The sequence below is a fragment of the bacterium genome, assembly GCA_040756715.1.
Taxonomy (GTDB): domain Bacteria; phylum UBA9089; class UBA9088; order UBA9088; family UBA9088; genus JBFLYE01.
The window spans coordinates 1-8576 of sequence record JBFLYE010000054.1; the positions used below are offsets into that span (position 1 = coordinate 1).

10 protein-coding genes are annotated in these 8576 nt (G+C 37.3%); 7 read left to right on the forward strand and 3 right to left on the reverse strand.

The features are described from left to right. Positions 1-109 precede the first annotated feature (109 nt). Positions 110-271 (reverse strand): hypothetical protein, encoded by a 162-nt coding sequence (locus AB1397_02240; protein MEW6481811.1) that lies wholly within the window; start codon positions 269-271, stop codon positions 110-112. A 63-nt stretch (positions 272-334) separates the two neighbouring features. On the opposite strand from AB1397_02240, the gene priA reads away from it, so the two are divergent. Continuing rightward, positions 335-2302: a primosomal protein N' gene (gene priA, locus AB1397_02245; protein MEW6481812.1), complete on the forward strand. Its 1968-nt coding sequence runs from the start codon at positions 335-337 to the stop codon at positions 2300-2302. 30 nt (positions 2303-2332) lie between these two features. Here the strand turns inward: priA and AB1397_02250 are convergent, their stop codons facing one another. Both AB1397_02250 and hisIE read right to left on the reverse strand, forming a co-directional pair. Further along, positions 2333-2701 carry a TraR/DksA C4-type zinc finger protein gene (locus AB1397_02250; GenBank protein ID MEW6481813.1) on the reverse strand — a complete coding sequence of 123 codons (369 nt, stop codon included), beginning with the start codon at positions 2699-2701 and terminating at the stop codon, positions 2333-2335. A gap of 120 nt (positions 2702-2821) precedes the next feature. Continuing rightward, complete coding sequence (hisIE, locus tag AB1397_02255; protein ID MEW6481814.1) at positions 2822-3427, reverse strand: bifunctional phosphoribosyl-AMP cyclohydrolase/phosphoribosyl-ATP diphosphatase HisIE; 606 nt, start codon at positions 3425-3427, stop codon at positions 2822-2824. Between the two features lie 124 nt (positions 3428-3551). Between hisIE and ahcY the strand changes: the two genes are divergently transcribed. The 6 genes from ahcY to AB1397_02285 form a co-directional block, all read left to right on the forward strand. Next, a complete protein-coding gene (gene ahcY / locus AB1397_02260; protein ID MEW6481815.1) occupies positions 3552-4805 on the forward strand; it encodes an adenosylhomocysteinase in 1254 nt (417 codons plus the stop codon). Positions 4806-4839: 34 nt separating this feature from the next. Next, positions 4840-5862 carry a phosphate ABC transporter substrate-binding protein PstS gene (pstS, locus tag AB1397_02265; protein MEW6481816.1) on the forward strand — a complete coding sequence of 341 codons (1023 nt, stop codon included), beginning with the start codon at positions 4840-4842 and terminating at the stop codon, positions 5860-5862. Beyond that, positions 5825-6703, forward strand: coding sequence for a phosphate ABC transporter permease subunit PstC (gene pstC, locus AB1397_02270; GenBank protein ID MEW6481817.1), 879 nt, complete (start codon positions 5825-5827; stop codon positions 6701-6703). The genes pstS and pstC overlap by 38 nt, the downstream gene beginning before the upstream one ends. Beyond that, on the forward strand, positions 6697-7494 hold the full coding sequence (gene pstA / locus AB1397_02275) for a phosphate ABC transporter permease PstA (GenBank protein ID MEW6481818.1): 798 nt from the start codon (positions 6697-6699) through the stop codon (positions 7492-7494). Before pstC ends, pstA begins: the two co-directional genes overlap by 7 nt. Then, a complete protein-coding gene (locus tag AB1397_02280; protein MEW6481819.1) occupies positions 7476-8234 on the forward strand; it encodes a phosphate ABC transporter ATP-binding protein in 759 nt (252 codons plus the stop codon). The genes pstA and AB1397_02280 overlap by 19 nt, the downstream gene beginning before the upstream one ends. Before the next feature lie 59 nt (positions 8235-8293). Then, positions 8294-8576, forward strand: a 283-nt coding sequence (locus tag AB1397_02285; protein ID MEW6481820.1) for a hypothetical protein, incomplete at its 3' end; no start/stop codon positions are given.

Below are 8576 nucleotides of genomic sequence, written 5' to 3' on the forward strand. Positions count from 1 at the left end.
AATTTTATAAAACTTAAACCTTCAATTCAAAATTCAAAATTTAGAATTCAAAATTTCTTAAAAGGTGGATGAATTTTAAACAGATAAACATACCCTATCTATTTTTGCACTAAGTGATGGAAGATACTATAGTAGCTTTCATAAACTTTTCTTTTAAGCTGTCTGGTAAAATTCCAGAGATAAATGATTCCTTTCCCTTAAATTCCCTGATATAATTAGGGCTTTCTGATTGCCAAGGGAAAAACCTTTTTAGGGTTATACCAAATATCACTTCTAAATTTTGCTCTTCTTCACAAAACTTGACAAGAAAAAAATAAAAGCCTATCATTGCAATATGTATGCTAAGGTTGCCTTAAGGATTAAGAGCGAAAATCTCTATACATATAACATTCCAGAGGAATTAGAAACCTTTGCAGAGATGGGAAAGAGGGTTCTTGTTCCTTTAAGGAACAGGGAGGTGGTAGGATGGCTTATAGAAAAATGCGAAATAAAAGATTATGAAAAGGAAATAAAGGACATCATTGCAATCCTTGATGATGAGCCTTTAATTGATGCCCCCCTTATAGAGCTTTGCCGTTGGATATCATCATATTATCTTGCCTCTTTTGGCGATGCCCTATCTTTGCTTATTCCTAAGGGTAAAATAAAAAGGTATCCCTTGGAAGAAAAAGCCGAAGAAATTCTTTGTTTAAAACCAGCCTTTACCCCAAACAAGGAGCAGGGATATGCCATATCAGAGATATGCAGGTCAATTAAGGCAAGAAAATTTGCTACATTCCTTTTATATGGGGTAACCGGAAGTGGAAAGACAGAGGTCTATCTTCAGGTAATCCAGAAGGTAATTGAGAATAATGGCTCTGCTATTGTCCTTGTCCCAGAAATATCCCTTACCCCACAGATGATAAATAGATTTAAGGCAAGGTTTGGGAATAAATCTGCCATTCTTCATTCAAGGCTTACAGGAAAACAGAGGTTTATTGAATGGCAAAGGATAAGGATAAAAGAGGCATCTATTGTGGTTGGGGCAAGAAGCGCCCTATTTGCTCCCGCAAGGAATTTAAGGCTGATAATTGTTGATGAGGAGCAATCCACCTCGTATAAACAGGAAAGCAATCCGAGATACAATGCAAGGGATTTAGCGATTATGAGGGCAAAGATAGAAAATTGCGTGTGTATTTTAGGAAGTGCAACCCCTTCATTAGAATCATTCTATAATGCCCAAAGCAAGTATACCCTCCTTCATTTGCCAAACAGGATTGAAAAAAGGCCCCTTCCTCTGGTTGAGATTGTGGATATGCGAGGTGAAAAAAAGGAGACAATATTTAGCAGCCGTCTTAAGGATGCCATTTTTTATACCTTAAAAGAAAATGGCCAAATTATCCTCCTTCTTAATAGAAGGGGCTATTCAAATTTCCTTATGTGCTATGATTGTGGATTTATCCCAGGGTGTGTAAATTGTGATATTACCTTAACCTTTCATTCACAGGACAAAAGCCTTAAATGTCATTATTGTGGATACAGAAGACGAGCATTTGATATTTGTCCAAAATGTAAGGGTAGTAGGCTTAAGTTTTCTGGTTTTGGAACACAGAGGATAGAGAATGAGATAAAAAGCCTTTTCCCTTCAGCCAGGATTTTAAGGATGGATATAGATACAACAAAGAAAAGGGGCTCCCATAATGAAATCCTTTCAAGGTTTGAAAGGAATGAAGCGGATATTTTGGTAGGAACCCAGATGATCTCAAAAGGGCTTGATTTTCCCAATGTCCTTTTGGTTGGTGTTATATCTTCTGATGTAAGCCTTTCCCTTCCTGATTTTAGGGCAGGGGAGAAAACCTTTTCTTTACTTACCCAGGTTGCCGGAAGGTCAGGAAGGGGAACAAAGGAGGGAAGGGTGATTATCCAGACATACAACCCAGGTCATTATGCCATTCAAACCGCTGTGCATCAGAATTATTCCCTATTCTTTCAAGAGGAGATAAAATACAGAAAGGAGCTTTTTTATCCGCCGTTTTCAAGGCTTCTTTCCCTTGTCTTGCTCTCTGATGATGAAAAGGATGCATTAGATGCGGCAAATTCCCTTTTTAATTGCCTTAAATCAAACAATAATGATGGTGTAATTATTTTAGGACCTGCTCCATATTTTATCCCAAAGATAAAAAGGCAATATCGCTTTCAAATTCTCCTTAAAGCAAGGGATTATAAAAAGATGCAAAACCTCCTTTCAAAAGCCCTTTCAAGCTTTAAGCTTCCCTCTGGGGTTGACCTTATTAAGGATATGGATCCTGTGGGCATAGTTTAATCTCAACTTTAAGGATAAACACACAACGCTTTAAGCCCCTTTTTCCTTCTGACATTTGATGCAGAGCCTTGTAAATGGGATAATCTCAAGCCTTTCTATTGCTATCCCTTTTTTGCAACCTTCACAGATACCATAGGTTCCATCCTCTATCCTTAACATAGCACTATCTATTTCCTGAATGGTGTTTGAGATATTCTCAATAATGGAAATTTCCTTTTCCTGTTCATATACATCCCCTGATATATCAGCAATGTGGATGGGGTATGCGGAAAGATTACTTGTTTTCTCTCGCACCTGTTTATGGAGATACTCGGCTTCAAGGATTTCTTTTTCTTTAAGGTGCTCCTTTCTAATGGCTAATAGCCTTTGTTTAAATCTCTCAATATCACCCTTTTTCATTTTGGTCTATAAATTATAATTTTAAATTGTAAAAAAGTAAATTTTTACCTTATTTTTAAAAATTGGATATGTTTAAGCTCCTCTATATTAGCTTGATGAACGCAATAAACTCTACAATGCTTATTTCCTTCTTTTCTTAAGCTCAGAGAGGACATCGTTTGGATTTATTTCATGAAAACCAAGGAGGACAAAAAGATGATACAAGAGGTCAGCGGTTTCGTAAATTATTCCATCTTTATTATCCTTTTCTCCTTCTAATATTACCTCTTCTAGCTCCTCCCTTAACTTCTCGTATATCTTTGCCTTTCCTTCCCTGAATAATCTCGTGGTATACGAACCCTCCTTTGGATTTTTCTTTCTCAAAAGGATAACATTATAGAGCTCGGACAGAATGCCTTTTTGGACAACATCCCTTCTTTGGTGTAGCTTTTCAAAAAAGCAGGTTCTATTTCCTGTATGGCAGGCATTGCCTGTTTGGGAAACCTTTATAAGCAATGTATCCCTATCACAATCTACATAGATGCTTGAAACATCCTGAAAACATCCAGAGGTTTCTCCCTTTAGCCATAGCTTATTCCTTGTTCTACTAAAGAACCAGGTTCTTCCCTCTTCAATTGTCTTCTTAAGGGATTCCTCATTCATATAGGCAAGCATTAGGACCTCATCTGTTTCCTCATCAACTATAATGGCTGGAATTAGCCCATCCTTAAATAAAAGCTCATTCATAGGTATATTTTAGACAAAAACCTGAATTTTAAGCAATAAAATTCTCGGATGTGTTTTAACTTCCTTATTTTTCTTGCAAATTTTCTTTCCTTATTCTATATTATTATCGTTAAGGAGGATTTAAATGGATTATGATATCACCAATCTTGGGTTAAAGGAAAAGGGAAGATTGAGGGCAGAGTGGGCAGGTGCTCAAATGAGCGTTCTTTCTATGATAAAAGAGGGGTTTTTAAAAGAAAAGCCTTTCTCTGGTATAAAGATAGCCTGTTGCCTTCATGTAACATCAGAGACAGCAAATCTATGCAAGACATTAAAGGCTGGTGGTGCTGATGTTTTATTATGCGCCTCAAACCCATTGTCAACCCAGGATGATATTGCCGCATATCTTGTCTCACTTGGAATTCCTGTATTTGCAAAGTGTGGCGAGGACAATAAAACATATTATAGCCATATAAACGCTTGTTTAGACAAAAAACCAAACATTACAATGGATGATGGTGCTGACCTTGTCTCTGTAATCCATAAGGAAAGGCAAAACTTGGTAGAAAATATAATTGGAGGAAGTGAGGAGACAACAACAGGCGTAATAAGGTTAAGAAGCTTAGAGAAGAACAAACTCCTCCTCTATCCCATTATTGCTGTAAATGATGCCCAAACAAAGCACTTTTTTGACAATAGGTATGGAACAGGACAATCAACCATAGATGGCATATTAAGGGCAACCAATAGGTTGCTTTGTGGTAGCAGGTTTGTTATTTGTGGATATGGATGGTGTGGAAGGGGGCTTTCTATGAGGGCAAGGGGAATGGGTGCGAATGTTATTATTGTAGAGACAGACCCCTTAAAGGCATTAGAGGCGGTTATGGATGGATATTCTGTAATGCCAATAATGGAGGCTTCAAAAATTGGCGATATATTCATCACAGTAACCGGGAATATAAATGTCATAAGAAAGGAGCATTTTAGCGTAATGAAGGATAATGTAATCCTTGCCAATACAGGACACTTCAATGTTGAAATTGATATTCCAGCACTTGAGGGACTTTCTGTAGAAAAAAGAAAGATTCGTGATTTTGTTGATGAATATACCCTGCAGGATGGAAGGAAGATAAATTTGCTTGGGGATGGCAGGCTGATAAACCTTGTTTCAGCAGAGGGTCATCCATCCTCGGTTATGGATATGTCATTTGCAAATCAAGCCTTAGCCTGCGAATTTTTAGTAAAGAATAAAGGAAAGCTTGAAAAAAGGGTCTACGATGTTCCCCTTGAGCAGGATAAAGAGATAGCAAGGCTTAAACTTTTATCCCTTGGTGTAAGCATAGACAATTTAACAGAGGAGCAAATAAGCTATCTTTCAGATTGGGAAAAGGGAACATAAGGAAATTTAGGATTTTTAAGATTTAGGATTTAAGATGAAAATATTGCTTCTTCTAGCCCTGCTGCTGGCAGCCTGTAATCTTCGTAAAATAGAGCTACAAGGTGCAGGTGCAAGCTTTCCCTATCCACTTTATTCAAAGATGTTTGAGGGGTATTACAAGGAATTTAATGTAAGGATAAATTATCAGGCAATAGGCTCTGGCGGAGGGATAAGGCAGCTTCTAGCTAAAACCGTTGATTTTGGAGCCTCTGATGTATTTATGAGCGACAAAGAGCTTAAAGAAAGCCCTGATATCCTTCATATTCCGATTTGCATGGGCGCTGTGGTTATAACCTATAATCTACCAGGTAATCCTAAAATTAAGCTTATACCCAATGTCATTGCTGATATATTTTTAGGAAAAATTAAAAAATGGAATGACAAGAGAATTAAAGAGATAAATCCTAATGTAGCTTTGCCAAATAAGGACATAATTGTTATAAGACGCTCTGATGCCTCGGGAACAACATTTATATTTACCGATTACCTTTCAAAGATTAGTAAGGATTGGGAGAAAAATATAGAGAAAGGCTTAATGGTTAATTGGAAAATAGGATTGGGAGGAAAGGGAAATGCAGGGGTTACATCTTTGATTAAACAAATGAGCGGAAGCATTGGATATATTGAGCTTACCTATGCAATGGAGCAAAATTTGCCTTATGCTATTATAAAAAACAAAAAGGGAAATTTTATAGAGCCAGATATTTCTTCTGTCTCTCTGGCAGGAGATATAGAGATTCCACAAGATACAAGAATATCAATAGTGAACACAGATAATCCTCTTGGCTATCCAATATCGGGCTTTACCTGGATTTTGGTTTATAAGGAGCAAGGGGAAGAAAAAAAGGGGAAAGAGCTTGCAAAGCTAATTTGGTGGATGACCCATAAAGGTCAGGAATATACAAAACCCCTTCACTATGCACCCCTTCCAACCCCTGTAATAAAGAAAGCAGAGGCGATAATAAGCTTAATAAGTTATAATGGTAGACCATTACTCAAACAAGGAGCTAATTTTTAAGAAAATTCTCTTCCTTTCAGGCTTGTTTATAATAGCCCTCCTCTTTACTATTTTTTTGACACTTATTGTCTCTTCTTTTCCAAGCATTAAAGCCTTTGGTCTAGGATTTTTATCAGGAAAAATATGGGATCCGGTATTTTCTCAATATGGCTGTTTTCCATTTCTTCTTGGAACGCTCATTACAGCAGGATTGGCACTTTTTCTCTCCTTTTTCTTCTCCCTCTCCATATCTATTCTTATTGGAGAATACCTCAAAAAAGGAATCCTGCCATTTCTTCTTAAGGGTTTAATTGACCTCCTTGCCGGCATTCCCTCTGTAATTTATGGATTTTGGGGGCTCTTCTTTCTTGTTCCAATTGTGCAAAAAATAGAGGTTTTTTTAGGAATAACGCCATATGGTGTTTCTATTCTCACCGCCTCCCTTGTTCTTTCCATTATGATAATTCCATATTCAGCATCCATTGGAAGGGAGGTAATCAGCCTTGTTCCATCTGAGATTAAAGAAGCAGGTTATTCCCTGGGTGCAACAAGGTATGAGGTTATAAGAAAGGTTATTCTGCCCTATGCAAAGGGAGGGCTATTTGCAGGATTTTTGCTCTCTTTGGGAAGGGCATTGGGAGAGACAATGGCGGTTACGATGGTAATTGGGAATTCGGCCCTTTTGCCAAAGAATATTTTTAACCCGGGGAATACTATGGCATCTGTCATTGCAAATGAGATAACCGAGGCAACAGGAAAATTATACCTTTCCTCATTGATTGAGATAGGGCTTGTTCTATTTATATTAACAACAATTGTAAATATTATGGGAAGTTATATGGTAGGAAGGGTAAAATGTTAATCAGAATAATCAAGAACAGGCTTTTTTTGGGAGCTATAGTTTTATTCTCTATTTTCTCAATTATTCCTTTGTTTCTCATTCTCTTTTTTATATTCAAAAATGGCATATCTTCTTTGGATTTTCTTTTTACTTCCCAGATTTTAAATGCCATTGTGGGAACATTTATTTTAATTATCCTTGCAGGGATATTTTCTATTCCTTTAGGCATTCTAGCTGGAATATATCTTTCTGAATCTAAAGGAAGGCTGGTATATTTTGTAAGGCTATGTGTTGAGGTCTTACAAGGGATTCCATCCATTGTTATTGGAATAATTGTCTATCTCTTAATTGTTGTTCCAATGAAAGGATTTTCTGCTATATCGGGTGGTTTTGCTTTGGGAATAATAATGCTTCCTGTTATCATAAAATCAACCGAGGAAACCCTAAAGCTTATTCCATATTTCCTAAAGGAGGCATCATTAGCGCTTGGCGTTCCATATTACAAGACAATCCTAAAGGTTATTCTGCCAGCAGGCTTTTCTGGAATTTTGACAGGAATCCTTTTAAGTATAGCAAGGGTCTCTGGGGAGACAGCACCCCTTCTCCTTACAGCATTTGGCTCTTGCTTTATGAATCTTGATATTTCAAAGCCAATAAACTCCCTTCCCCTACTTATCTTTAATTATGCTACATCGCCGTATTCTGATTGGATATCACAAGCCTGGGGGGCTTCCCTTATTTTAGTCTCACTTGTTTTAATCTTAAATATAATAGCTAAGTTAGTTGTAAAAAAATGGAAAATACAGTTTTAAAAATAGAGGGCCTTTATGCCTATTTTGGAGAGCATTGTGTTTTAAAGGATATAAACCTCTCCTTACCTTATAACAATGTAATAGCAATTATGGGGCCATCGGGTTGTGGAAAGACAACCCTAATAAGGTGTATCAACAGAATGCATGAGCTTATAGAAGATGCAAAGATAGAGGGCAAGGTCTTTCTGCAGGGTGAAGATGTGTATAGCCTTGATCCTATAATTGCAAGGAGAAAAACAGGGATGGTCTTTCAAAGGCCAAACCCATTTCCCACAATGAGTATATACGATAATGTCATTGCAGGTTATAAGCTAAATGGGATAAAGATAAATAGCTCTGAGAGGGAGAGAATTGTTGAAGAATCCTTAAGAAAGGTGGCCTTATGGGATGAAGTTTGTAATTGTCTGCATAAAAGGGGAACATTTTTATCGGGTGGTCAGCAGCAAAGGCTTTGTATAGCAAGGGCTTTGAGCCTGAACCCAGAGATATTATTGCTTGATGAGCCTACATCTGCCCTAGATCCAAAGGCTACATCTTCTATAGAAGAGCTAATCATAAAGCTAAAGGAAAGCGTGACCATCCTCATTGTTACCCACAATATTGAACAGGCAGCAAGGGTCTCTGATTTTACCGCATTTCTATACCTAGGCGAGCTAATTGAATTCGGGAAAACAGAAAAAATCTTTACCGTTCCATCTGATAAAAGGACAGAGGAATATCTAACAAGGAGGATTAGATAAAGTGTATATATACGATAATTTTGCTTGACTTTATTTTTAAAGGAACATAAAATAAAAATGTGGGTAGGTTTTTTGAGCAGATAACAGCCCTTTGGAAAAGCTGGACAAGGGGAGAGAAAATTACCATTGTAGGCGGTGGATTGCTTTCCTTTATCCTCCTTCTTTTTCTTATTTCATACATAACCAGGGCAGAATATGCTGATTTATATACAAATATATCCCCTGAGGAGGCAGGAAGAATCGCAAGCAAGTTTGAGGAATGGAAACAACCATATAAATTGGAGGGAACAACCATCAAGGTTCCTATAGCTGACAGGGACAAATTAAGGCTTAAACTTGCCT